The sequence below is a fragment of the Synechococcus sp. R6-10 genome (genome assembly GCF_047461815.1).
Classification (GTDB): Bacteria; Cyanobacteriota; Cyanobacteriia; order Thermostichales; family Thermostichaceae; genus Thermostichus.
On record NZ_JANSHW010000706.1, the window covers coordinates 1 to 2,629 of the forward strand.

The window sequence follows — 2,629 nt, forward strand, 5'->3', positions numbered from 1 at the left end:
ACTACATCCTCTTCACCTACCGTCATCCGGGCATTGTGGATAGCTTTTTCGCCAACCGCATCTACACCACCCACCCGGAAGCCATGACCGGCGAAGGGATCCGCATCGGCTCCACCTATTCGGAAGTGATCGCCGTTTACGGCGGGCCCGGCGAGAACGGCTACAACGAGGTGGTACCCTATCCCAAGGGAAGCCGAGAATATCTGCGCGACGACCGCTACTACGTCAACTACGATGCCCTGGGCCTGGCCTTTGCCTTTGAGGTGGGATCCAACCAGGTCACGGCCATTGGCCTGTTCAAGCCGGGGAGCTGAAGGCGAGGGCAACTGGGGAATCTCTGTTGGCTTGCCAGAGGGTTTGGGGATCCCGCCCATCTCCACGTTGTCCCCTGCCGGAGAAAAGTTAATCGATTGTTAATCTTTTTGTCCTGATCTCTCAACATCGCCCGGAGCGATGCGGTAGATTAGTGCAGCAACCCCCGCAAAGGGGATTTTTTGTGCCATCTACGGACTGTAGGAGAAGCTCTTGGCAAACGTCGTGGTTGTCGGTGCCCAGTGGGGCGATGAAGGAAAAGGGAAGATCACCGACCTCCTCAGTGAAAAGGCCCATGTGGTCGTCCGCTATCAAGGTGGGGTGAATGCAGGGCATACCCTGGTGGTGGGGGGCCAAACCTTCAAGCTACACTTGATCCCCTCTGGCATTCTCTACCCCGACAAACGCTGCATCATCGCCAGCGGCACGGTGATCGATCCCGAGGTTCTGCTGGCCGAGATCGACCAACTGCATCAATTGGGCATTTCCACCGACAACCTGTTCATTGCCGAAACGGCCCACGTCACCCTGCCCTACCACCGGGTCATTGACATCGCAGAAGAGGAGCGGCGTGGCATTTACCGGCTGGGCACCACCGGCCGGGGCATTGGCCCCACCTATGCCGACAAGGCCGAGCGCATGGGCATTCGCGTCGTGGACTTGATGTACCCTGACCAGCTGCGGGAGCGCCTCAGTTGGGCCATTCCCTACAAAAATGTCTTGCTGGAAAAGATCTATAACTTGCCGCCCTTGGATCCCGAGCCAATTATCGAGCAATACCTGGCCTATGCCGAGCGGCTGCGCCCCTATGTTACCGACGCTGCTCTGCTTCTCACCCAAGCCATCGAAGATCGGGAGAACATCCTGTTTGAAGGGGCTCAAGGCACCCTGTTGGATCTCGACTACGGCACCTACCCCTACGTCACCTCCTCCCATCCCATTGCCGGTGGCGCTTGTATTGGCGCTGGGATCGGCCCCACCAGCATTGACCGGGTGATCGGGGTGGCCAAAGCCTACACCACCCGCGTTGGCGAAGGCCCTTTCCCCACCGAGCTCAAAGATGAGATCGGGGCGTACCTGGGGGCAACCGGTGCTGAATTTGGCACCACCACAGGGCGACAACGGCGCTGCGGCTGGTTTGACGGGGTAATTGGGCGCTACGCGGTGCGAATCAATGGCCTAGACTGCCTGGCCATCACCAAACTGGATGTGCTGGATGGCTTGGATGAGATCAAGGTGTGCGTGGCCTACGAGTACCAGGGGCGGGAAATTCGTCACTTTCCCAGCGATGCCCGGGTTTTCGCCCAGTGCAAACCCATCTACGAAACCCTGCCGGGCTGGAAATGTTCCACCAAAGATTGCCGCTCCATCCAAGACTTGCCCCCCGAAGCCCATGATTACCTGAAGTTTTTGGCACAGTTGATGCAGGTGCCGATTGCCATTGTTTCTCTGGGGGCCAGCCGCGACCAGACGATTATCGTCGAGGATCCCATCCACGGCCCCAAACGTGCCCTTCTCTATCCCAATGGTGGCAAGCGCGTCCACGCCCTCATGCCCGACTGAGTGGGCCTCAAGCACAATTGGGAACAAGGACAATACTGTAGTGATCAGTAAGTTATAGTCATTTCAGTTTAGGGTGAGACGCCTGAGCCACTGAGAAAGTCTTCCGCCCGAGGGTGGTTGCAGAAGCAGCGTGGAGCATTTTGAAAGCGTCTTAATCTAACTTGAAATAACTGCAATGGGTCAGAAAATCAATGGTTTAGCTAGTCCGCTGGGAAGCCTCGCCCTCTATGCATCAGCATGAGGGTCGGGATGAAAGGCGGTCTTTGTGCTGTGGTCAACCTAGCTGTACAGAACAGCTTTGTTGGAATCTGGTGCAGCTACGCGGTGGGACATCCTGTGTCTGCTCGCTGAGGGTTCTTGCGATAGCTACCCGTTGAGGCGAGAAGCCTGCTCCGTACTACCTAGCAGTCGGAGTCGGGAGTACGTCACGGAAAACAATATTGCCGTAGCTGGGCCAGTTCTGCCTCGCTGAGATCTTGCCACTGGCCGGGAGCAAGCCCCACCAGAGAAAGAGGCCCCAGTCCAACCCGAACCAACCGCAAAGTTGGGATCCCAACGGCGGCAGTCATGCGGCGCACCTGACGATTACGACCCTCCCGCAGCGTCAGTTCCAGCCAGGTGGTGGGGATGGAGCGGCGAAAGCGGATGGGGGGATCCCGTGGCGGCAGGGTGGGTTCCTCAGCCAAGACTTTGACCTGGGCCGGGCGCGTTTTTCGCCCTTGGATGATCAGCCCCTGTTGCAACTGTTGCAGGG

The 2,629-nt window shown here is 58.0% G+C and carries 1 protein-coding gene and 2 pseudogenes; 2 read left to right on the forward strand and 1 reads right to left on the reverse strand.

The window, feature by feature from the left end; all coding sequences use genetic code 11:
- Together NW837_RS15430 and NW837_RS15435 are read left to right on the forward strand one after the other, a co-directional pair.
- Positions 1–314 (forward strand): annotated as a pseudogene (locus NW837_RS15430) (peptidase S41); the annotation flags it as partial.
- 211 nt (positions 315–525) lie between these two features.
- Complete coding sequence (locus NW837_RS15435; protein ID WP_414332548.1) at positions 526–1,875, forward strand: adenylosuccinate synthase; 1,350 nt, start codon at positions 526–528, stop codon at positions 1,873–1,875.
- A gap of 425 nt (positions 1,876–2,300) precedes the next feature.
- Here NW837_RS15435 and NW837_RS15440 read toward each other — a convergent pair.
- Positions 2,301–2,629: pseudogene (locus tag NW837_RS15440) on the reverse strand (pseudouridine synthase); the annotation flags it as partial.